Source organism: Treponema vincentii (genome assembly GCF_018336815.1).
Taxonomy (GTDB): domain Bacteria; phylum Spirochaetota; class Spirochaetia; order Treponematales; family Treponemataceae; genus Treponema.
In genome coordinates, this window is sequence record NZ_CP050497.1 from 1,382,625 (window position 1) to 1,403,705 (window position 21,081).

General features: G+C 46.0%; 19 protein-coding genes. 9 read left to right on the forward strand and 10 right to left on the reverse strand.

From position 1 onward, the window contains the following. Nucleotides 1-38: 38 nt before the first annotated feature. Nucleotides 39-590: a hypothetical protein gene (locus tag GWP40_RS06265; RefSeq protein WP_212566557.1), complete on the reverse strand. Its 552-nt coding sequence runs from the start codon at nucleotides 588-590 to the stop codon at nucleotides 39-41. A 180-nt stretch (nucleotides 591-770) separates the two neighbouring features. On the opposite strand from GWP40_RS06265, the gene GWP40_RS06270 reads away from it, so the two are divergent. The 4 genes from GWP40_RS06270 to GWP40_RS06285 all read left to right on the forward strand — a co-directional run bounded on the left by GWP40_RS06270 (nucleotide 771) and on the right by GWP40_RS06285 (nucleotide 5,429). Continuing rightward, nucleotides 771-3,476, forward strand: a complete 2,706-nt coding sequence (locus GWP40_RS06270) for a heavy metal translocating P-type ATPase (protein ID WP_212564640.1) — start codon at nucleotides 771-773, stop codon at nucleotides 3,474-3,476. Nucleotides 3,477-3,533: 57 nt separating this feature from the next. Further along, entirely contained in the window at nucleotides 3,534-4,244 is a 711-nt protein-coding gene (locus GWP40_RS06275; protein ID WP_212564641.1) for an LptA/OstA family protein, read from the forward strand. Beyond that, nucleotides 4,241-5,005, forward strand: coding sequence for an LPS export ABC transporter ATP-binding protein (lptB, locus tag GWP40_RS06280; RefSeq protein WP_212564642.1), 765 nt, complete (start codon nucleotides 4,241-4,243; stop codon nucleotides 5,003-5,005). Before GWP40_RS06275 ends, lptB begins: the two co-directional genes overlap by 4 nt. 67 nt (nucleotides 5,006-5,072) lie before the next feature. Beyond that, complete coding sequence (locus GWP40_RS06285; RefSeq protein ID WP_230974288.1) at nucleotides 5,073-5,429, forward strand: YbaN family protein; 357 nt, start codon at nucleotides 5,073-5,075, stop codon at nucleotides 5,427-5,429. Here GWP40_RS06285 and GWP40_RS06290 read toward each other — a convergent pair. Both GWP40_RS06290 and GWP40_RS06295 read right to left on the reverse strand, forming a co-directional pair. After that, nucleotides 5,413-5,964 (reverse strand): hypothetical protein, encoded by a 552-nt coding sequence (locus GWP40_RS06290; protein WP_212564643.1) that lies wholly within the window; start codon nucleotides 5,962-5,964, stop codon nucleotides 5,413-5,415. The genes GWP40_RS06285 and GWP40_RS06290 overlap by 17 nt on opposite strands. An 84-nt stretch (nucleotides 5,965-6,048) precedes the next feature. Then, nucleotides 6,049-6,825, reverse strand: a complete 777-nt coding sequence (locus tag GWP40_RS06295) for an exodeoxyribonuclease III (protein WP_212566558.1) — start codon at nucleotides 6,823-6,825, stop codon at nucleotides 6,049-6,051. Nucleotides 6,826-6,957: 132 nt separating this feature from the next. On the opposite strand from GWP40_RS06295, the gene GWP40_RS06300 reads away from it, so the two are divergent. Then, nucleotides 6,958-7,947, forward strand: a complete 990-nt coding sequence (locus tag GWP40_RS06300) for a hypothetical protein (protein WP_212564644.1) — start codon at nucleotides 6,958-6,960, stop codon at nucleotides 7,945-7,947. A 92-nt stretch (nucleotides 7,948-8,039) separates the two neighbouring features. Here the strand turns inward: GWP40_RS06300 and GWP40_RS06305 are convergent, their stop codons facing one another. From GWP40_RS06305 to GWP40_RS06335, 7 genes are all read right to left on the reverse strand, one after another. Next, nucleotides 8,040-8,537: a DNA-deoxyinosine glycosylase gene (locus GWP40_RS06305; RefSeq protein WP_230974289.1), complete on the reverse strand. Its 498-nt coding sequence runs from the start codon at nucleotides 8,535-8,537 to the stop codon at nucleotides 8,040-8,042. Nucleotides 8,538-8,641: 104 nt separating this feature from the next. After that, nucleotides 8,642-10,891 (reverse strand): vWA domain-containing protein, encoded by a 2,250-nt coding sequence (locus GWP40_RS06310; RefSeq protein WP_212564645.1) that lies wholly within the window; start codon nucleotides 10,889-10,891, stop codon nucleotides 8,642-8,644. Nucleotides 10,892-11,058: 167 nt separating this feature from the next. Continuing rightward, nucleotides 11,059-13,737 carry a transcription elongation factor GreA gene (greA, locus tag GWP40_RS06315; protein WP_212564646.1) on the reverse strand — a complete coding sequence of 893 codons (2,679 nt, stop codon included), beginning with the start codon at nucleotides 13,735-13,737 and terminating at the stop codon, nucleotides 11,059-11,061. Between the two features lie 18 nt (nucleotides 13,738-13,755). Beyond that, nucleotides 13,756-14,697 (reverse strand): tetratricopeptide repeat protein, encoded by a 942-nt coding sequence (locus GWP40_RS06320; RefSeq protein WP_212564647.1) that lies wholly within the window; start codon nucleotides 14,695-14,697, stop codon nucleotides 13,756-13,758. Nucleotides 14,698-14,785: 88 nt separating this feature from the next. Next, on the reverse strand, nucleotides 14,786-15,730 hold the full coding sequence (gene miaA, locus GWP40_RS06325; protein WP_230974290.1) for a tRNA (adenosine(37)-N6)-dimethylallyltransferase MiaA: 945 nt from the start codon (nucleotides 15,728-15,730) through the stop codon (nucleotides 14,786-14,788). After that, the gene (gene mazG, locus GWP40_RS06330) at nucleotides 15,723-16,661 is read right to left on the reverse strand and encodes a nucleoside triphosphate pyrophosphohydrolase (protein ID WP_212564648.1); all 939 of its coding nucleotides are present in this window, start codon (nucleotides 16,659-16,661) and stop codon (nucleotides 15,723-15,725) included. Before mazG ends, miaA begins: the two co-directional genes overlap by 8 nt. Then, the gene (locus GWP40_RS06335; RefSeq protein ID WP_212564649.1) at nucleotides 16,658-17,908 is read right to left on the reverse strand and encodes a class I SAM-dependent methyltransferase; all 1,251 of its coding nucleotides are present in this window, start codon (nucleotides 17,906-17,908) and stop codon (nucleotides 16,658-16,660) included. Before GWP40_RS06335 ends, mazG begins: the two co-directional genes overlap by 4 nt. A gap of 128 nt (nucleotides 17,909-18,036) precedes the next feature. Here GWP40_RS06335 and folP point away from each other — a divergent pair, with 128 nt between their 5' ends. From folP to acpS, 4 genes are read left to right on the forward strand one after another with little or no spacing between them, the layout of a single operon-like run. Then, nucleotides 18,037-18,891, forward strand: a complete 855-nt coding sequence (folP, locus tag GWP40_RS06340; protein ID WP_212564650.1) for a dihydropteroate synthase — start codon at nucleotides 18,037-18,039, stop codon at nucleotides 18,889-18,891. Continuing rightward, entirely contained in the window at nucleotides 18,878-19,690 is an 813-nt protein-coding gene (cdaA, locus tag GWP40_RS06345) for a diadenylate cyclase CdaA (protein ID WP_212564651.1), read from the forward strand. Before folP ends, cdaA begins: the two co-directional genes overlap by 14 nt. Beyond that, the gene (locus GWP40_RS06350) at nucleotides 19,687-20,667 is read left to right on the forward strand and encodes a CdaR family protein (protein ID WP_212564652.1); all 981 of its coding nucleotides are present in this window, start codon (nucleotides 19,687-19,689) and stop codon (nucleotides 20,665-20,667) included. Before cdaA ends, GWP40_RS06350 begins: the two co-directional genes overlap by 4 nt. Then, the gene (gene acpS, locus GWP40_RS06355; RefSeq protein ID WP_212564653.1) at nucleotides 20,664-21,035 is read left to right on the forward strand and encodes a holo-ACP synthase; all 372 of its coding nucleotides are present in this window, start codon (nucleotides 20,664-20,666) and stop codon (nucleotides 21,033-21,035) included. Before GWP40_RS06350 ends, acpS begins: the two co-directional genes overlap by 4 nt. Nucleotides 21,036-21,081: the final 46 nt, after the last annotated feature.

Genomic DNA, 21,081 nt, shown 5'->3' on the forward strand with positions numbered 1-21,081 from the left:
TAAAAGGCAACCGTATCGAAAGATGCGGTTGCCTTTGTTTACGGTTCCGTTATATTCCCCTGTGCATCAAGGTAATATACAGGGATCGCAACAACCTGCTCGCGATCGTTCCGCCATTTTGATTGCAATCCTTTCTGAAGGGGGCTATAATAAAAGGCCTTGCTACTTGCCTCACAGTGAGATGTCCAAAAATCTTTGCTGGTAAATTGAGCTATTTTTTCAGCCTCATCTCGTGAGGGGAGCCAACCACCCCGCTCAATACAGTATATAACTGCAGAATTTTTTGCAGTATGCAGTTTAGAATCGTTCGATTCAAATTCGCGTTTTAAGAAAATGCTGTTTTCTTTTCCGTCTCCCATATTTGAGCCTATGTTCTTTGTGCTTATATGACGTGAGCTGTTCAAATCCCACGGCATCGGCTCGGAAGGGGTTCCCATTGCAAGAAATCGCCACGATCCTCTACCTGTATTTTCCCACACGATCGTTTTGTTGCCCACTCTATCACCTACGGAAAGAGATCTTTCAGGAACCGGTTCTGACGGTACGATCATTCCGTCAAACAAAAAACAGCCGTGCAACGTAAACAACATGACAAGAGCTGTCACTACCGGTGTTGCATAACGGAATACTAATAAACTCTTTAGCTTCAGTTTTTTCATACATAGATCTCCTTTTAGTTGTTTCCTGATTGAAAAAAGTGTACCACGAGGGTAAGAACAAGGTCAAGAATAAGCATTGCCTTTACCACCGTATTCTACTATACTAGCGGTATGCAAACGCACTATTTTACCGTTACCGGTATGAGCTGTGCCGCCTGCTCCGCAAATGTGGAAAAAGCTGTCGGCCGTCTTGTCGGCGTAGAGACGGCGCAGGTAAATCTTCTAACAAAGCGGATGGCTGTCAAGTATAATCCCGATACCGTTAATCCGCATACCATTATACAAACCATAGAAAAAATCGGCTACGGAGCCTTCCCGCTTGCCGAAGACAATACGGCGCGTCCGTCTGCTCCACAGGCTGATTCGGAAATCGCCGATGCCGAAAAAAAACAATTTGTCTTTTCGCTTTTCTTTCTGATTCCGTTGATGTATGTGTCGATGGGGCGGATGCTCAGGTTGCCGCTTCCGTCTTTTTTTGCAGGAACTGAAAATGCCCTCATCTTTGTCTTTACACAATTTCTGCTCACGCTGCCGGTTCTGGTATTAAATCGCCGCTTTTTTACCAACGGGCTTACAAGTCTATTCCACCGTGCACCTAATATGAACAGCCTTATCGCTGTCGGTTCCGGCGCTGCGGTTATCTACGGAGTTTTTGCGCTATACCGGATCGGATACGGCTTAGGGCATGGGCAATTAGATGTTGTGCAGCTCTATATGAAGGATCTCTATTTTGAATCCTCGGCGATGATTTTAACGCTGATTTCTTTGGGAAAATTTTTAGAGGCACGGGCAAAAAAGAAAACTTCAGAAGCGCTGGAAAAATTGATTCAGCTTCGACCCCGAACAGCGCAAGTATTACGGAATGGGATCGAAATTGAAATTCCGGTAGAAAATATTGCGGTTGGCGACGCAATCGTTATCCGCCCGGGACAAACGCTGCCCGTTGACGGCACTATAATAGACGGAAGTACATCGCTTGACGAATCGGCTGTTACCGGGGAAAGTATGCCGGTTGAAAAAACGGTTGGGGATTCGGTGATTAGCGCCTCGCATAATATATCGGGCAGCTTTATCTTCCGTGCCGATAAAGTAGGAAATGATACAACTTTGGCGAGGATTATTGCGCTCGTCGAAGAAGCCGCCTCGTCAAAGGCGCCGGTTGCAAAGCTTGCTGATGTTATCAGCGGTTATTTTGTACCGATTGTCATGCTGATTTCACTTACAGCCTTTATCGGCTGGCTTATCGCAGGCGCTTCTTTTGAGTTCGCTCTTTCGACCGCTATTTCCGTGCTGGTTATTTCCTGTCCCTGTGCACTCGGACTTGCAACGCCGACTGCGATTATGGCGGGTACCGGTAAGGGCGCGCAGCTCGGTATTCTCATCCGTTCAGCGGAAGGGCTGGAGCTTGCTCATCGCGTTACCGCTGTTCTGCTCGATAAGACGGGAACCATTACGGAAGGAAAGCCGACATTGCAGCACATTGAAGTGTTTTCCGACCAGTACACCGACAATGATATTTTGTGGATTGCCTATAGTCTTGAACATTTATCCGAACATCCGCTTGCTCATGCAATTATCAAAGCTGCAGAAGAAAAAAAACTGTCGCCGTTTAAAGTGAGCGGTTTTGTGGCAGTGCATGGAAAAGGAATTTACGGCACTGCTATAGTCGATGAACTTAACGGAATCTCATCGATCAGAAATGTAAGAATCGGCGCCGGAAATATGAAGCTCTGCAGCGAATTAGGCATTCCGGTATCGGAAGCGATTCAGGCGAGACTTACGGAAGCTGCCGAAAAAGGCGCTTCTCCGTTGCTGGTTACAATAGGGAATGAATGTGTCGGACTCATCGCCGTCGCCGATCCGGTGAAGCAAGGCAGTATTCGAGCCATTCACGATTTCCACGAAATGGGCATCCATACCGTTATGCTCACAGGGGATAATCAACGGACGGCAGAGGCTATCCAAAAGATTGTCGGTATCGGAGATGTCGTAGCGGAACTGTTGCCGCAGGACAAAAAAGCAAAAGTCGAATATTATCGCTCGAAAGGGTTTTCACCGGCTTTTATCGGCGACGGTATTAACGACGCGCCTGCACTGACTGCTGCGGATGTCGGTATCGCAATCGGCGGCGGCACGGATATCGCTATCGAAAGCGCGGATATCGTTCTGATGAATAACAGCCTCGAAACGGCGGTTACTGCAATTCAGCTCAGCAAGGCTGTTATGCGTACCATTAAGCAAAACCTGTTCTGGGCGCTCTTTTACAATTCGCTGTGTATTCCGCTTGCGGCAGGTCTCTTTTATACTCTGTTCGGACTCAGGCTGAGTCCCATGTTCGCCGCCGCCGCAATGAGCTTCAGTTCGGTGACGGTAGTTACCAATGCATTACGGTTGAACAGATTCCGTCCGAAATACATTGCGCAGGATGTCGGCAATATGCAATACTGCTGTGTTGCTTCTGTCGGTGAAAAGCTTGATGATGCAAAGCCTACTGTGTGCAGTGTACGAACCGATAGCTTCATCTGCTCTGTAGCCGAACCGGAAGCTAAAACGGAATCTGAATTGCCGATGAAACAGGAAAATATAACTCATAAGGAGAATACCAATATGAAAAATATTACGTTAACCATTGAAGGGATGTCGTGCGGGCATTGCTCTGCTCGGGTTGAAAAAGCATTGAACGCTATCGAAGGGGTATCGGCAAAAGTCGATTTGGAAACAAAGACTGCCTCTGTTACCTATCCCGATACCGTAACAATCGATGCGCTCAAAGCTGCCGTAACCGATGCAGGCTATTCGGTAACCGGCTCACATTAAAAAAGTATAGCCGAATTATTGATAAGTACGGTGTATATCATTCCTCATCGCTTCGCTATGCATAGATTCCGACCGTTGCTGTGCGCTTTTGTCTATTTCTTCTTGATTGTTTCATTTTTGTCGGCAGCGCCGGTGAAAATTACCTTCTCTGCCGATAAAATGCAGGGATCCGGCGAAAAAGGGAAAAACGCAACCTCGCTGACCGGTAATGCAAAAGTCAGCGTAGATTCCCTCAATATTTACGGTGAGCGTATTGAGCTCTACGGTAAAGATTACCGGTATATCAAAGCGAGCGGGAGTGTAACGGGCGAAGATGCCGAAAAAGGCTTTACGTTTTCAGCCGCATCACTCTCTTATGATCGGGAAACGGAAGTTGCTGAGTTTATGGGGCAAGCAAAGGTCGAGGATACCAAAAATAAGGTTGAAACAGCCGCCGAACGTATCGAATATAATCAAAAAACCGAAATTATCCTTTTACAAATGGCTGTAAAATTAAAGAGTAAGGATATTGCCTGTGATTCGCTTTTTGCCGTTTATAACAGGAACACCTCTATGCTTGAATTAACAGGAAAGCCTACGGTTAAAAAGGGCAAAGATGAATTTAAGGCTGCTCGGATTTCAGTCAATCTTGATACTGAGGATATTAAGCTTGAGGGCAAGGTGAGCGGTTCGGTTACCGAAGAAAAAGAAGAAAAAAAAGAAACAAAAAAAACGGAAACTCCTCCAGAGGGAGATATTGCTGCAAAGGAAGAAACAAAAACGCCATGAGTGACTTTCAGTATTCTGTGAATTCCGGCATTTCTAAAAGTATCTTGCGCGCGGAAGGTTTGAACAAATCATTTCGTAAAAAACGAGCTGTTCGTGATGTTAGTTTTTCTATGGCGCAGGGAGAAGTTGTCGGATTGCTCGGTCCGAATGGCGCGGGAAAAACGACGAGTTTTTATATGATTGTCGGTTTTTATACGCCGAATTCCGGCGGTATTTACCTTGATGACCGGTGCATTACCGATCTTCCGATGTATAAGCGCGCCCGTATCGGTATATCGTATTTGCCGCAGGAAGCTTCGGTATTCCGTAAACTTTCCGTCGAGCAAAATATCGATGCTATTTTGGAAACACGAAAAGATTTAAGCCGTGCGGAACGGAAGCAAAAACTTGATTCGTTATTAGAAGAATTCGGAATCACTGCCAATCGGAAACAACCTGCCTACACCTTGTCGGGAGGAGAGCGGCGACGTACCGAAATTGCACGGGCGCTAGCTATCGAGCCGAAGTTTTTATTGCTCGACGAACCCTTTGCCGGTATTGATCCGATTGCCGTACACGACATTAAGCTGATTATCAGACTGCTTGCCCGTCAAAATATCGGAGTGCTTATTACCGATCACAATGTCCGCGATACCTTGGAAATTACCGATCGCGCTTATATTATCAATAAGGGCGAAATTGTCGAACAAGGATCGCGTGATATCATTTTGGAATCCGAGATTGCACGAAAGGTCTATCTCGGTGAAGAATTTAGGATGTAGGGAGATACTATGAAATATATTTGGATTATAGCCGGTTTCCTTTTTTTTAGGACTCGGTGTACTTGGTGTGGCTTTGCCTATTTTGCCGACGACCCCCTTTGTAATTGTGTCGGTCTTTTGTTTTGCAAAAGGTTCAGAGCGTCTGCATCAATGGCTGCTTTCTACTAAGCTCTATCGAAATCATGTTCAAAGATTTAATGAAACCCGCTCGATGACGCTCAAAAGCAAAATAGTTATTTTAAGCTTCGCTTCTTCAATGCTGATTGCAGGGTTTTATTTTTCAAATAATATCTATGCTCGTATTATCATCATATTGCTGATATGCATAAAATATTATGTATTTATTTTTAAAATAAAAACCGCTTCCGACCCGACGAAAAAAAAGGCACCGGAAGGAGTAGCGGCTATTAGTTCTGAGCAGTAGAAGAATCGGATGTATTCTCCTCATTTTGTGAGATTTTGTCTTCTTTATTGCCATTATCGGAATTATCGAACGCTTGGCCCCTTACGGAAGAGAGTTGCATGGAGAGCTTTTTCCCCATACCGTCTACCGCCAAGGTAAGGTCACAGTATTCGTGACTGAGTGTTCCCGTCAAGAATGCCTGAGGTTTTGACATCGCAACCTTATAAATTCCGGTAAGACCGTCAATAATGTATGCGCCGTCTGCATTTTGTATTATTTCCTCATGAGGAATAATAAATTGAAAAAATGAAGAGAACGGCATTTTTCCCAGTTTGAACTTATCGGATCGTATTTCAATGTCCCCTGACGGAAGGGCGGTTACAATCAGCATTACTCGGTTTTCAGCTGTTTCTTTGTCTATGGTGCTATAGATTGTTTTTTCTGCACCGTTGGAAAGAGCCTTAACATTGACTATTTGGCGATATAACACAGTGCTTTCACCACCGAATAGAAGAGTAGCGGCACTCAGATAAAAAAAAGTTAATAAAATTTTCATGTGTTGTATCATAATAATGACACAAAAAATGTCAAGGTATGGTTACAGTGGTTTATACGGAAAGCTTTCCCCAAAACGAGCGATTTATTCTTTATACACCAACTTAATAGGGCAATGGTCGGAACCGAGTACATCCGCTTTAATTGATGATTCGCAGATGTTCGGTAAAAAGGCGTTGTCTACACAGTGATAGTCTATTCTCCATCCGATATTTTTCTCGCGGGCGTGGAAACGATAGCTCCACCACGTATATTGGTGAGGTTCCGCGCAAAAATGTCGGAAGGTATCGGTATATCCCGCCTGCGTAAAGGTATCCATCCATGCCCGCTCTTCGGGCAGATAACCGGGGTTTTGCTCGTTTGCCTTTGGGTTGGCAAGATCTATAGGGGTATGAGCGATATTGTAGTCTCCGCACAGTACAATATGCCGCCCTTCCTTTTTCAGTGCATTACAAAACTCAAGCATTGCGGCGCAGAAGTCGAGCTTATAGCCGAGCCGCGCTCCTCCTTCTTGAGAATTGGGAAAATAGGCGGAAATAACCGATACCGTTTCGAAATCGGCTACAAGCACTCGTCCTTCATCGTCAAAAGCAGAAATGTTCATCGTACGGATATTGAGCGGTTCTTTTTTGCAGAATACGGCAGTTCCCGAATAGCCCGGTTTTTTGGCTGCCTGCCAGTATGTTTTATAAACTCCCTCTTTCCAAACAGGGTTGATCAGTTCCGAAGTCAGCTGCTCTTTACGAGCTTTTGTTTCCTGTAAACACAGTATGTCAGGATTTTCGGTATAAAGCCATTCCAAAAAACCTTTTTTTTGTGCGGCGCGAATGCCATTTACGTTCCATGAAATAATTGAAGTCATAATCGGTATATGCCATAAAATCGTAAAATATGCAATGCGGTACGTCAATTCGACATAAAGAGAATGGATTAAACTGCCGATATAAGCGTAAGAGGGCATCGTAGATATGCAATGCCGTTAAGGAAGAGGAATATGTCAGCAAAGAAAATAGTCTCAATAGTAGTCGCCGCCGTTTTATTCGGAGTATGGTGTTTTGCCGCCGAAACGGACACTGAAAGCAAATCTTTTGATGCGGATGTTGCAATCCGATTTTACGATCGTCGCGTATATTATCCCGGAAACGATGGAACGGAACCTATTTTTGTAAAGGTTTCCATTACCAATAAAGGGAGCAAACCGTTGCGGTTTAAACTGGCAAATGATCGTATGTTTAGCATTGATTTTTCGGTATTAAATACCAAAAACAAAAGCCTTGCCCATACTGAGCCGTGGATTCGGAAACGGAATACCAATCAGCAGATTTATTTCCGAGAAATTACGATAGAGACCGGGGAAACGTATGCCTTTGTTGAGAATGTAAAAGATTATATTACGATTGAAAGTCCGGGCGCATATATGCTCTCTGCCGATTTTTATCCCGAATTAAAACGTTTAAGCGATACCTCCGAAGCTCATGTATCTTCCAATAGGCTCGGACTTGAAATAAAGCCTTCTCCTTCGGCTGCTGCCCTTGGAGCAGTTCCGATCGCCTCTGTTTCACGGGAAGTGCTTCAGCCTCAGCCGATCTCCCCCGACAAGGTTATCAGCTATATGCTGACTGCCCGCCAAAAATCGCAGTGGGATCAATTCTTCCTATATCTTGATATTGAACGCATGATTGCCCGCGATCCGATACGGAGCCGCAGATATAAAGCGGAAGCAGAAGCTGGACGTATCAGTATGATCGACACTTATAAGCACGATCTTATGCAGTCGCGTACCGATAAAGACATCGCAATGATTCCGGTAGAGTTTACTGTTGAGCGGACAACTTACAGCACGACTGAAGCGGAGGTTACGGTTATCGAATGGTTCGATTACACCAGCTTTCGCGAAAAGAAGCGCTTTACCTATAACCTTGCCTCCCGCGATGACATTTGGACGGTGTACGATTACAGCGTAGACAACCTTGGAACCGAGTAAGCAGAATAATATAGGCTGGTAATTTTGCGAATGTGTTATCTCTGTTGATAGGGCATTCGTGCCGTGGCGGTGCAGAAGTGTTAAAAAACGACCTAATGTATTCGCCCTGCTTCCGGCAGTATTTGTTTCCATGCGGCTAAAAGCTCTGCAAAGCTGAACCGTGCATTTGCAGGGCTTGTAGACGGGAGCTTAATAGCCGAAATTCCAATGTGTTTGATACATACTTCGTACGCTTTCGTACCGTTTGCAAAGACTGCTTGGATCGGTGCTTCTTGGAAAATACTGCTTAAATCCGCCGGTATGATGGACTGTATACTTGCATCGGCAGATCCGGTAATTGTACAGGCGGTAACGGCATCGTACAGCGCAATATGATGCTGCAACAGCATCTCTCTTTTTTCTTCTATCGAATGTGGTGGTTCCGCCACGCCCAGTAAAGCGGCAAGAAGCGGCCAAAATCTGTTCCGCGGATGACCATAGTAGAATTCCTGCGCACGGGATGCGGCGGAGGGAAAAGAACCTAAAATAAGAATACGCGATTCGGAGCTATACACCGGCGGAAAGGGATGGACAATTCTTTCAGACATCATTTTAGAAACAGATATAGGTTACTCTAAATACGACAAGCTGTATCCGGCTTGTTCTGTGCTGTTGTATGGCTATAGACCTGATGCAGGGCTATGCGCCCCGCTTTTTAGCGCTCCTCAGTGTAGTTGATCGACGTAAGAAGCGTATTTAATCTAATCATCGGGTCTTCATAGCCTCTAAACGTGAACGTAACATGATAGCCTTTCTTAGACACAGCTGTTATATCCCGTCCGATGCAGGGATAGATCGTATTCGATGCTTCGTAGGGGAAGTATTCCGGTTTTAAAATCGAAACACGGTAATCGTTTCCATCATACTGTACCTGTGCGAGATTGGCAGGGAAGGGTACAAGGAAGATTAAAAAATCATCACTCTTGCTGCCGCCGATACTCAGGCGAGTTCCCTGTTTCATCACGTGAATATTCCGTTTTCCAATTAGTGTGGTTTGGTTATAGACGAATAGCTCCGTCATGCCCGACTGCGAAGGCTTTGTACTAACGCGACCGCTATAATAGCCGTGATTCAACCCCGGTCGGCGGTTGAGATGGCTCTCTGCGCTGTTTAACAGAGCAAAACGTCCTTCGGCGGCACGGGATCGTTCTTGTGCAAGGTGATCAAATTGAGCTGCCGTTTCACTCTGGGCTGCCGAGGCGGCGGCAGCTGTTTGGGAACCGAAGGTATTCAGGGTGTCGCGCGGATCGGCTTTGTTTCCCAGCTGTTCGGGATAATATTTTGTTTGGGAAGCTGTAAGCGCTTCTTGCCGGTTTCTATTAAAATCGGTTTGCCGAGCAGTGTTGCTTTGCTGTCTTGAATCGGACTGTTGTCCGACCATCCGCGCGGCGTATTTAACCGGTTCGGAAGCCCTGCGGCGAAGCATAAAGATAATTAACAGCAGAATAAGGGTAAATACCAGCGCAGCGATCAATATCCATAGAAGATTGCCCTGCAGCAGTGATTGAACGAATGTCGGTTTAACGGTGAGCATTACGGCTGCCGCTTGGGAAAATGTTTTATCTTGCTGTGTAAGGTCAAGCCGTACATCGGTACGGTGTTGGCCTTCTTTACGTAAGCTGTTGGGTAGCGTAATCCGTATGGTAAGTTCGCTTTTTCCTTCAGGGGGAATACGAACAATGATATTTTCCAGTTGTTGCTTTTGGCTTTCACTGTCGGCTGTCAAAGAAACGCTTTGCAATTGTATTTCAACGGACTCTGCCACTTCATTGATAATAGTGAGCGGCAGTGCGGCAGTATTACCGGAAGTTTCTATACGTTCGGGAAAGATAATGTGCGGAAGAGGAAACGTCGTATCGTTGAATTCTACTCCGCCTTCGTCCGGCAAGTTGCTCGGCTCAATACCGAGGTTTTCCGTAAAGGCTTGAGAAACATCGGTGTACTCTTTCAGCCCTTGTCCGGAAGAATCGGCGCCTGTGCTGCTGTCCTGTCCACCGTTTGCCGATACGTCAGCATTTTCAGCCGTTTTCCCTGCCGTACTTGAACTATCCGGTGTACCCGCTCGGTTTTGAGCGATGGTATCACCGGTATTGGAACCCGCTGGTGCAAAATCGGTTATCCCTTGCCCTGTGCTTGAACCGGCAGGCTGTCCTGCGGTTCCTGTTGACGCTCTATTTTGTGCATTCGTGCCGGTATCGGATGCGTATCCTTTCTGCCCGCTCGAAGCATTACCTGTACTGCTCGACGCCGTACCCGAAGAAGCTACTGCACTATCGACGCCTGATTGATCAAGCGAACCTGCCGCATCCAGCTTACCTGCATAAAAGGCTCCGTCCAAGTCCTTAATAACCGCATCGGAAGGGAAGGGGAGTTTTACATAGTATACCTTCCAGCCTTTTGCACGGATGGAAGCGGAAACTTTTGCTAATTCAGTCTTTACCTGTTCACCGGTATAATTCCGGTACGGGCTTGATGCGGGCGGATTAAAAATACCGTCCGAAATAACAATAAGGATCTTTTCCTGCTGAGATGGTAGTTGCGTCATATATTGACCGGCAAAATTGATACCGGATAAAAAATCGGCGCTTTGACCAAGCTGATATAGAAGCATAAAACGGGAAACTACACGGGATAAATCCGCTTCAGTATTGATTTTCTGTGACATTTCATACTGGGGAACCGCATTAAATGAGATAAGATGAAAGGAGTCCCCTATGCGTACAAATTTTGAAATGATGGATTGTAGTACACGCTTATTGATAACCTCGTAATAGGGTAACACGGTACCGGAAGTATCCATAAGGACGATTACATCAGCAGTCTCTTGTCGAGTTGTCTGAGCACTCAATGTAAATGCAATTAAACAGAAGATCGCTGCAACGGCAAAAATCCTTATTTTTTTCATTATTACTCCCCTTTACAGTTATCTAAAAAGAACGCCTCCAAACACGGGCATTTCCAATTTTTGCAGAGGCTCTTTTTATATTAAACCTGTTCGAAAACGCAGTTATCGAACAGGTTTATTATCGGACATCTTTAAAAATGTGGTTAGTTTTAAGATGTCCTTTCATATCAATTAGCTGCCGCAGAAATATCAAGGATTTTGTATGTCTTTTCTTCTTCATTTACTGTAAACGAAAGTGTTTCCCCTACCTTGTGGTTTAACAGGTTCGTACCGAGCGGCGACATATATGAGATTACGCCGTTTTCAGGATCCGACTCCCACGGACCGAGGATGGTATAGGTCTCTTTTTCGCTGTTGCCGGGTTTCTCCAATACAACAATGGTGCCGAAACCGACCCGTGTTGTGGTAATGGTTGTAGGATCAAACACTTGAGCACGTTCAAGCTCTTCCTGCAAGCGGCTTACCGTATTGTTAAGTCTATTCTGCTCCTCTTTTGCAGCCTTGTATTCGGAGTTTTCACGCAAGTCGCCCAAGGAGAGTGCAAACCCGACTTCTTTCGAGTTACGCGGTATTTCAACTTCAATAAGCCGCTGGAGTTCTTTTTTCTTTTCCTCAAGCATTTTGGATGTTACGATTAAACCGCGTCCCGTAACCGTTTTTTCCACTTCGTCGAAGAACTTAAAGTTCTTGTATTTTTCAAGGATACGGTTACGCAGCTGCATTTTAATCGGCGGATCCAAGTCCTTAATATCGCTGACGAGTGTATAGAGTCTTGTAACGGCATCTTCATCGTGGTCGAGGATAAAGTTTTCGAGCAAGGCATCTTTACCAAAGAGAATCGTATGTACCTGCTTGTTGATTTTCCGATTTTCAGTTGTATTCCGTCGGCTTGCAATCTCCCGATACGTTATGTCGAGGATGTGAATAAGAACAATAATCTCGTGTTCATAGTCGATATTCAAGTCTTTAAACCATTGTTCTTCCTGAGCATTTTTGAAGAACCAAATAACCGCTTCACGGTATTCTTTATAGTCTTTGAAGCACGTCAGAACCAACTCTTTTACCTTTTCGGGGTATTCTTCAAGGAGCGGATTGAGTACTTCTGCAGAAAGTACCACGGGAAATAGGCGGACATATTGATCGCTCCAATCCGGAACAAGGTTCTTGATGTTGCGGAGATATGCACTTCGGAGTTCTTTATTTTCTATGCCGCGATATATGGCAGCAGGGTTCTCTATCTGCGCGAATAATTCCGCGAAATTATGATGTTGTGTTACGCTCAGGTGCGGCAGCGCTGCAGTGAGTTTTGACATAACTAAATAGGCTGCAATCACTTGTTCATTCACTTGACTAAAGGCTTTGAGGAAGGCATCAAAGTAATTGATCATATCCTGAAAGCTGTCTGAGTCCGTATCACCGCTTTCCATAACATTAAAGATGATTTCAACCCGCTCAAAGAAGTTTTTCTGCGCTTTAAATTCGTTCGAAAGCTTTTCTTCAAGCGAAATCGGACGAGTGTGTACAGTGTAGAAATCGATATTGGTAGGATTTATACCGAATTCGGGATTTTCTTTAACGACTTTTCGTGCCTTGGTGCTCCACGTTGTCCATTCTTTGTCGGTTAGCAGCGAGGGAACCAGCTCATGCTTAATCCGCTTAAAATCACAGTTATTATCAAAACTGCGGATAATGGTCTTTAGCGCCCATTCGGGATTTGTTTTCACCTTCGCAGCGAGTTCATTGCGCTTCATAATCGATTTTAATACCCAGATATGATCTTTATCCAGTGTTTGAAGAGCGGTGATGCCCATTTTAAGGCTCATTGTGTGTCCGCGCTTCTTTGCAAAGTCTATAACCAATTCATCGTTATTAACTTTTGCAATACGTCCGACACCCCATGTCCGGTGGAATACAAAACAGCCTTCATCAAAAGAAATATGCTTTTCAAAATCATCGATGGCTTCAAAAACATTCCGCCAACTTTGTGTCAAATTGGATACTTTTATGTATTCTTCAAGCTGACTGTGCGATGCATATTTTTCTCTAAAGCATTCGACAATTTCCTTTCGAGCCCAGTTATCTTTATCGTCGCTGGTGAGCACCAGTTTTAAAATATCGATAGCGGTATTCCAATCTTTTTCTTTTTTATAATAATCGTACAAATCCTGCATAAGCGCGGCGCCTCGTTCCGCACCGAGATGATCCGCTATTTTCCGTTGTACATGATAGAAAAAGTCGATTTCTTGCGGTACCAACTCCACCAAACGTGCCCATACTTCTTTTACGGCAGTGTATGAATGCCGGTTGATATAGCGGTACAGGGCTTTTTTATAATATTCAACGGCTTTTTCCGTATCGCCCATTTGCTGATACCGCTCGGCAAGTTGTTTCGGAATATCCGCTTCTTCATAGTCGATACGGACAAGCCGCTCCCAAATATCATAGATATCTTCATTGCCGGATTCTTTGTAGCAGTTTGCCAACGTTCGAAGCGCAAATTTTGAGTCCCCAAATTCAAGTACCCGCCGGCAAAGGTATTCAACGATCTGCATCCGATGGTTGTCGATAAAAATGGTTACCAGCGTTATGAGCGAAGAGTCATCGAGCAACTGCTTGGAAAGTGCAATAATACTCGAAATATACAATGCTGTAATACTTGTTTTGTTATGAGAGAGATGCTCATCGGATAGTTCTTTTAGTTCATCCAAATGATGATTTCGTTTTGCGTCTTCAATCAGCGTGTCAAGTTCTTTAAAATTGTTAATGGAATAATTTGTAATGGCAGCACGTGTCCATTTTTCCTCATTAAATATATCGCGGACATTCTTTTCTAATACATCTGACATATTCACCTCACTGTGTCATTACCGTATATAGCGGTCATAGATTTTCTCGTCGAGCAGTTTAATTCTTAGAAGAATCTCATCTATTTTGGTCTTTTCGACAGTGCCATTCATATAATGGTCTATAAGCCAAAAATAGTAATTAATTAAACGAGGGACTAGAAGTTTTTTGTTTTTTACGTCTTTCTGCCTCAGCTCATTTTCAAGCATATAGATAGACTGCTTCAGCTTCCCCAGTTCCAAGGCTTTCAGTTCACGTTTTACATTGAGTACGCCATCAAGCGTACCGTAAACAGGAAGCCATTCCAACAACTCCTCTCCTGTAAAACCAATGGTTGCGACTTTAGTAACGAGCGCGTTGATAATTTCAGATTCAAGAAAGCATAACTCTATTTCTGAAGCATTTTTAAAGAGTGCTTCCCGGAAAAAAATCTTCGCAAGCCGTACTTCGCCGCTTAAAGCATAAGCATCAGCAAGTTCCGCCGGAATAGCTGATGAATTGGTGTTCAGATCGGCTGCATATCGTAAACAGCTGATCGCCGTTTCATAATCTCCAAGGGCTTTATAACAAAGTCCTGTTTTCCGATATATTTCTGCCGTATTATGTACCGGTTCAGTTCCGTTTAGGAGCGAGCGGTACAACCGTAACGCAATTGTAAACACACTGCACTTGAGCGCATAGATAATCGGCTCGTTAAAGTCTCCCTTATCCTTTATGTAATCGAGAAAGGGTTTCCATTGAGAAATAATATACTCACCACGCAAGAAATCATCGGCTAATGCTTGTGAATAACGCACCCGATCAAGCCAGAAACTAACCCCTTTTAGTGTGTACATCACTTGAGGGTTTTCTAAGTCCTGTTCAAGCAGCCGTCCAAGACTGATATGCGCTTGCTCAAGGTCTCCTTGCTTAAGAAAGACAAGAGCGGGCTGCAATATGGTTTGAACAGAACGATCTATCATAGTTCCATATCATTATACTGATAACCGTGCTTTAGTCAATTGACCTGTTTTAAGAAATTTGTTATTATCTGCCTTCATTTTTGGTGATTTATAAGAAATGTCCCATTTCTGAAATAACCGCTGCTGTCAGCTGAGCCGCCTTATTGCCGTCAATCCATTCTATTTCGATGCCGTTCCGTGCCATGCGCCGGAACCATGTTTCCTGCCGCTTTGCAAATTGCCCGATTGCCCGATAGAGCTGCTCGATATAGGCTTCTTTACTTTCGATTTTTCCCTGTAGATACTGCGCGGTAAAGCGATATTCCAGTCCGAGGCTTTCGAGCCGCTCCCATGAATAGCCCTGCGCATGTATTTGTTCGGTTTCTTCTATCATACCGGCATCGATGCGGGCAATGAGGCGGCGGCGGATTCGTTCGCGTAGCACACTGCGCTCAAACGAGATACCGTAGATTTTCGGCTTGATGGACGGCGCCGCATGCAGATGCGCGGCGGCGGATTCGGGATGCTCCTGCCGGTAACGGGCAATTTCGATAGCGCGGACAAGGCGGTCGGGCTGCTCGAGGTCGGTTTTATTGTGGATATCCGGCTTGAGCGCTACGAGCATATCTTGCAGCTCCGCCAGCGTTTTTGCCGCCAGCGCTTTGCGTAATATGGGGTCTTCGGGCACGGGGATTAGCTCATAGCCGCGGAGAATTGCATCGAGGTATAGTCCCGTACCGCCTGCGATAATCGGTAAGGCGCCTTTTTCAACAAGCTGCGGAAAGATGCGGTACACTTCCTTTTGAAAATGGAAGACCGTAAACTCACGGCTTAAATCGCAGACATCGATGAGGTGGTAGGGAACGCTGCCATATTCCCGTAAATCCTTCCCCGTGCCCAAATCGAGTCCGCGGTATACTTGCCGGGAATCGGCGGAGATGATTTCGCCGCCTTTTGCTTGCGCAAGTTTTACGGCAAACGCTGTTTTTCCCGTTGCCGTAGCGCCTAATACGACGGCGCAATTATAGTGCGGCATTAGCGTTATCTTATTCATTATTACGCAGGGCGGATGAGTTTTGCGCTTCCATGCGCTTGGCTTCTTCCCAAAAGCCGTCCATCAGGGCTAGGGTGTCGTGGGAGCAGGGAATACCGGATTCCGCCATGCGTTTTTCGACAAAGCGGAAGCGGCGCTCAAACTTTGCATTGGTACGGCTGAGCGCAACTGCGGGGTCGATATGCAAATGTCGCGCGGTGTTCACCAAGCTGAAAAGGAGATCGCCGAATTCCGCTTCCGCTTCTTCATGCGTGCCGTGTGCAAGCGCGTTCGTAAATTCCGCAAGTTCTTCTTCTGTTTTTTTCTGCGGTCCGTCTGCCGTATCCCAGTCAAAGCCTTTCTTTGCCGCCCGTTTTTGTAGTTTGTACGCACGGGTGAGCGGCGGAAAGGTTTTCGGAATAGAATCCAATGCGGAGGCGCTTGCACGGCCTTCTACGGTATCTTTGATGGTATCCCATTGCGCAAGCACTTTTTCCGCCGTAACCGGCTTTTTTGCATCGTCGGGATCGGGAAAGCCTGCGGTTTGCCCGAATACGTGGGGATGCCGCCTTATCAGTTTTTCGTTCAGCTCGCCGATCATCTTTGCGACGGAAAAAGCTCCCTCCTGCTCAAACATATACGCAATCATCACAATGTTTAAAAGTACATCGCCGAGTTCTTCCGCCGCATGGACGGACTTTGAGCTGTCCGCCGAGGCTTCTTCCAGTGCTTCAATCGTTTCATACGTTTCTTCAAGGAGCGTTGCCCGCAGCGTCATCGGAGTTTGCTCGATATCCCACGGACAGCCGCCCGGCGCCCGTAGCCGTTTAATGGTAGTAAAAAGCGCTGCAAAAGCTTCGGCTGCTGCTGCTGTTTCCGGCTGTGCCGCTATCGCCGCAGTATGAATGGCTGAGTCTTGTTCGTTTTTGTCGGTATTGTTGTGTGAGGTCATAAGTTCTCCTGTTGTTTTGCCGGAATCATATCCTTCAATAGCTGTTCCAATGTCGGTTTGATACAAAAGCTCTCTTTGATGCGGCGGTATTGCCGGAGCGCTGTTTCTTTCAGCCGTTCCGCTTGGCCGACGCTTTGTGTTTTTTTTACCGCATGGATCAGGATATTTTTAGGGGTATGTTCCGTTTCGATAAATTCCATAATCTGCACGGTGTACCCGCAGGCTTGTAGAAGGAGCGCCCGCACGGTGTCGGTTAAAAGCGACGCAAACCGCTCGGTAATAATACCGTGCTCCATAAAGGGGAGCAGCAAGTGATCTTCCGTGCGGAAGGCTTCTTTTCGGGTTTTAAGCTGGGCATACAGTTCATGCTGGCAGCACGGAACGGCAAAGATGATCGGTACCTGTGCGCGGACAGCTTGAGCAAGCGCCAAATCGGTTGCCGTATTGCAGGCATGGAGGCATACCATCATTCCGGTACCGTCCGGCAACGGATGGTCGCCGATGTTCCCTTCGGCAAAGTCCAAATCCATGTAGCCGCACCGTTCCGCCAGCGCGGAGCAGTGTTCGATAACTTCGGTCTTTAAATCCAACCCGTGAATCCGTACCGGAAGTTCCTGCTGTTCATGCAGATAATAATAAAGCGCAAAGCTCAAATAGGCCTTACCGCAGCCGAAATCGGTAATGGAAAAAGGCTTGCCGGAACGGGTAACCGTATCCCGTATAAAGGGTTCGACCCCGGCGATAAATTCGAGGAATTTATTGATCTGCCGAAACTTATGGTATTTTTGCTTTAAGACGGCTCCCTCCGCATTCATCACCCCCTGTTCGATTAAGAATGGGAGCGGTGTTCCTTCGGGAATAAGATAGTTCTTTATTTTATCGTGTCCGCCGCAGCTGCTTTCTGCGAGCAGAGCGGAGTAAGGAAGCCGCTTGGTAAGGGCGATGATTCCCTTGTTGTTTTGCAAAAAAAAGAGCTGTTCTTTTTGCCCGCGGCATTCCACAGCCTTAAAGCGGGTAAAACATTCCGCGATTGCGCCGGATAATACATCAGGTTCAATCGTTTTTTGAAATGCTTGCTTGTTTTTGACGGTTTCCAGCTGATACACGGCTTTCCCTTTTACCGTGATACGGCGGAACCGCGCCTTTGCCTCGCCGGTTCCCTTGCACGGGCGGGAAAATGAAAGCTGTATAATAGAAGCATTCAGGCATTCTTGCGCCGCCTGATCGGGCGTGTAGATGGTACTCATAGATGGTGAGGCATTGTATCAAAAAATATGGAGTAAAACAACAAATCGAGCAACGGGTACACACATTGATGCGTTTACCCTGTGTGCGAAGTCTAGGACAAGAGCCGGAAAATCTGTTATAATCTGCTATGCGGTTGCATCTTGATTGCGGAAAAGGGCAGATAATAAAAACCGATTTACCGGCTTTTATCATGGGAATTGTTAACGCAACGCCCGATTCGTTTTATGAACCGAGCCGTTCGGTAAGCGTGGAAAAAGGCTTGGAGCGGGTATTGGCATTGGAAGCAGAAGGCGCCGATATTATCGATATCGGCGGGGAATCGACCCGTCCCGGTTCTTCCTATATCAGCGAGGAAGAAGAACTCGAGCGGGTTATCCCCTTAATCGAGGCTGTCCGGAGGCACAGCGCTATTCCCATATCCGTAGATACACGGAAAGCGGCGGTTATGAAGGCTGCTTTTAAGGCAGGCGCAACGCTGTGTAACGATATTTCTGCTTTAACCGACGATCCTTCACTCGGTACGCTGATTGCAGGCGAAGGCGGTGCGGTGGTTCTTATGCATAAACAAGGAACGCCGCCGACAATGCAGCAGCGTATTCCGCAGTATGGAAATGTAGTAACGGAAGTACGGGATTATCTTGAAGAACGGATTGAGTATGCTCTAAACTGCGGCATAGCGCGAGAGCGTATCATTATCGACTACGGTATCGGCTTTGGGAAGACGGTTGAAGATAATTACCGGCTGGTTGCGGCCAGCGCCCGCTTTACCGGCTTGGGCTATCCGCTGTTAGCAGGTCTTTCGCGGAAGTCGTTTATCGGAGCCGTTACCGGCGGTTCTCCCGAACAACGGCTTTCTGGAACGCTTGCCGCAACGATGTATGCAGTACAGCAAGGCGTATCGATCGTACGGGTTCACGATGTTGCGGAAACGCGGGAACTATTATTGGTGTTAAAGGAATTGCAAAAATATGGAACTACTTAGGGATATGCTGTCGTTCTACCTCACCTATATCGGGCCGGTTTTGGACATACTTCTCCTTGCGTTTCTGATGTATAAATCATATCAGATACTGATTAAAACGCAGGCAGCGCAGCTTGGTAAGGGTGCATTGTTGATGCTTCTCATCTATGCGGTTGCATTCTTACTACACCTGACGACACTGCTTTGGATATTGAATACGCTTGCGACCGGGGTTGTCATCGGCGCTGCGATTATCTTTCAGCCTGAACTGCGGAGAATGTTCTTGACGATGGGGCAGAACGATTGGTTCAGACGCTCCCGCTCCCAACACAGCCATATCGATTATGTATTAACTGCTGCCGAGCGCCTTTCTGCAGAGCGCCGCGGGATGCTGGTTATCTTCTTGAGGCAGAATAACTTAAAAGAGATTATCGAAAATCCGTCCGCAACCCGAATCAATGCGGAAATCAGCTCGAATCTTCTCGTTACTATTTTTGAATTTGATACTCCACTGCATGACGGCGCGGTTGTTATCGATAACGGGCGGGTTATCGCGGCGGGCTGTTATCTACCACTCACCAAACAGGAAGATATCAACAAGAGCTTCGGGACACGGCACCGTGCAGCGCTCGGTATTGCCGAAGAAACTGATGCGGTTGTGCTTATCGTGTCCGAAGAATCGGGAGCGATCAGCCTCGCGTACGATTCAAAACTGTATTACGACCTTACAACGGACAATATTGAATCGGAGCTGACTTATCTGCTCAAGGTCAAGTCAAAAACTCAAACTACCGAGAAATCCGAAGGAAGCGCTTCATGAACATAAAACAAATACTGCTCCGGCTTACCGAAAATTGGCCGGTTAAAATTATCTGTCTTGTCTTTGCTGTTTTCCTGTCGGAGTTTTATCGCGGAACCTTATTGGATAAACGATACCTCATTGTACCGCTTACAGTTGAAAATGACGGGACCCTCGCACCTGCGGAACAATATCCTGCAAAGATAAAGGTTACCGTTTGGGGGGATGCGACCGGAATCGGTTCCATCGGTGAAAATGATATCATTGCTTTTATTAATATATCGGATTTTAAAACTGAAGGAACCTATCGGATACCGATCGAAACTCGGTTAGCAGGAACGGTAACGCCGCTCGGTAATATGGAAATTAGTACGGAACCGTCAATTTTAACGCTTCGATTGGCGACAAGTATACGCAAACAGGTGCCTGTTATGCTTTCTTTAAAAGGGATTCCCGCCGATGGATATGAAGTAACCGAAAGTTCGCTGGAACCGGCGGCTGTTGAAATTGAAGGACCTGCCGAACTCGTTGAAAAAATCAACGAACTCGTGACTGAGCCGCTTTCGATAGAAGCACGTACAAACGGCTTTTCGGGAACAGCTTCCATCATCAATAACAATCCTCTGATTTCTATTGTCGGCAAGGCTCAAGTGCAGTCCACCGTTAAAATTAACGAAACAACTATCCAAAAAAAGTTTGATAATATCCCTATCTATTTTGAAAAGCAGCATAAAGAGCTGTCGATAATCGCCGATACAAAAACCGGTAGTTTGGAGATACAAGGTCCCAAGAAACTTCTGGAAACATGGATCCCTTCCGAAAATATATTAACGGTCTCATGCGAAAGCATTACCGAACAGGGTGTTTATACGCTGCCCGTTGTGCCGGTTTTATCGGCAGAGTATTCAAAGTTGCAGATACTGCAAGTGAATCCTAAATCGGTGCAGGTAACGGTGGAGTTTACAGAAGTATCGGAAGATGATGAGATGCACAGATGATTGTCGGGTTCGGAATAGATGCTGTTGATATAAGCCGGATACGGCGGTGGATGGAGTATGAGGGACTGCTTGCTCGCTTTTTTCATCCGCAAGAATTGATGGAGACCAAAAGCAGAGGCTCGGCTGCCGCATATTCTTTGGCAGCCCGCTTTGCTGCAAAAGAAGCGTATGGAAAAGCGCTTGGCAGCGGATTGAAGGGGATAACATTGAAAAATATCCTTGTTACTAATAATCCGAACGGGAAACCGGAGTTAATGCTCTTTGACGATGCAGCTATACCATTTGAGCGTATCCATGGTACTCATATTCATCTTTCGCTGACCCATGAAAGTAATATGGCTATTGCAGGTGTTATATTGGAAAGTTAATCGGATGCGGTAAAAAGTGAGGTTTTACCGGTAGCCGGTAGGGTTA

Bases quoted from the DNA above. Each gene is read 5' to 3' on its own strand.
- GWP40_RS06265 (WP_212566557.1), bottom strand. From the start codon at position 590: ATGTTGTTTACGTTGCACGGCTGTTTTTTGTTTGACGGAATGATCGTA.
- GWP40_RS06270 (WP_212564640.1), top strand. From the start codon at position 771: ATGCAAACGCACTATTTTACCGTTACCGGTATGAGCTGTGCCGCCTGC.
- GWP40_RS06275 (WP_212564641.1), top strand. From the start codon at position 3,534: ATGCATAGATTCCGACCGTTGCTGTGCGCTTTTGTCTATTTCTTCTTG.
- lptB (WP_212564642.1), top strand. From the start codon at position 4,241: ATGAGTGACTTTCAGTATTCTGTGAATTCCGGCATTTCTAAAAGTATC.
- GWP40_RS06290 (WP_212564643.1), bottom strand. From the start codon at position 5,964: ATGAAAATTTTATTAACTTTTTTTTATCTGAGTGCCGCTACTCTTCTA.
- GWP40_RS06295 (WP_212566558.1), bottom strand. From the start codon at position 6,825: ATGACTTCAATTATTTCATGGAACGTAAATGGCATTCGCGCCGCACAA.
- GWP40_RS06300 (WP_212564644.1), top strand. From the start codon at position 6,958: ATGTCAGCAAAGAAAATAGTCTCAATAGTAGTCGCCGCCGTTTTATTC.
- GWP40_RS06305 (WP_230974289.1), bottom strand. From the start codon at position 8,537: ATGATGTCTGAAAGAATTGTCCATCCCTTTCCGCCGGTGTATAGCTCC.
- GWP40_RS06310 (WP_212564645.1), bottom strand. From the start codon at position 10,891: ATGAAAAAAATAAGGATTTTTGCCGTTGCAGCGATCTTCTGTTTAATT.
- greA (WP_212564646.1), bottom strand. From the start codon at position 13,737: ATGTCAGATGTATTAGAAAAGAATGTCCGCGATATATTTAATGAGGAA.
- GWP40_RS06320 (WP_212564647.1), bottom strand. From the start codon at position 14,697: ATGATAGATCGTTCTGTTCAAACCATATTGCAGCCCGCTCTTGTCTTT.
- miaA (WP_230974290.1), bottom strand. From the start codon at position 15,730: ATGAATAAGATAACGCTAATGCCGCACTATAATTGCGCCGTCGTATTA.
- mazG (WP_212564648.1), bottom strand. From the start codon at position 16,661: ATGACCTCACACAACAATACCGACAAAAACGAACAAGACTCAGCCATT.
- GWP40_RS06335 (WP_212564649.1), bottom strand. From the start codon at position 17,908: ATGAGTACCATCTACACGCCCGATCAGGCGGCGCAAGAATGCCTGAAT.
- folP (WP_212564650.1), top strand. From the start codon at position 18,037: ATGCGGTTGCATCTTGATTGCGGAAAAGGGCAGATAATAAAAACCGAT.
- cdaA (WP_212564651.1), top strand. From the start codon at position 18,878: ATGGAACTACTTAGGGATATGCTGTCGTTCTACCTCACCTATATCGGG.
- GWP40_RS06350 (WP_212564652.1), top strand. From the start codon at position 19,687: ATGAACATAAAACAAATACTGCTCCGGCTTACCGAAAATTGGCCGGTT.
- acpS (WP_212564653.1), top strand. From the start codon at position 20,664: ATGATTGTCGGGTTCGGAATAGATGCTGTTGATATAAGCCGGATACGG.